This is a genomic window from Acinetobacter sp. AL9 (assembly GCF_041464035.1).
Classification (GTDB): Bacteria; Pseudomonadota; Gammaproteobacteria; order Pseudomonadales; family Moraxellaceae; genus Acinetobacter; species Acinetobacter towneri.
On record NZ_JAYFSK010000167.1, the window covers coordinates 1 to 496 of the forward strand.

Consider the following 496-nt stretch of genomic DNA (forward strand, 5'->3'; position numbering starts at 1 on the left):
GTTCTTACCGGTCATTTCAGCGACCGCTTTGACGTGGCCGGTGTTCTCAGCGATGAGGGCGATAACCACCGGCAAAGCTAGCAAGATGAAGGCCAAGTGGAAGGCCGGCAGGTGAAATCCGACGACATTGGTTGATGCGTAGTGGGATCCGTTGTGAACCTGGGGCAGGTATTGCCAGTTGTTTAGGTTCGTCGCCGGAGGTAGGCCGATCCACGCGGAGTTGTGTACCGCCGACCAGTCCACTCGCGGGGCGGTGCTGCCATCGGAGTGGTGCAGCGGGCCAAATACGAGATCTTCGGTCCACGACAGCAGATAGCCGATAACCAGAGCCAGGAAGATAGCGATCCGGGACACGAAGCCACGCGGTCCTACCGACAACGCAATGACGAGCAACATGACGATGAGCGCCGTCCACTGATCGGTAGGCCAGTACGTTTTGGCGACGACCGGGGCGAGGTTGAACCCGATGAGCATAACGACCGCGCCGGTCACCGTC

1 protein-coding gene is annotated in these 496 nt (G+C 59.7%); it reads right to left on the bottom strand.

What is annotated here, in order from left to right:
* Window positions 1-496 (bottom strand): solute carrier family 23 protein (locus ACEO2X_RS14140; protein WP_371972182.1); only part of this gene is annotated, 496 nt, incomplete at both ends.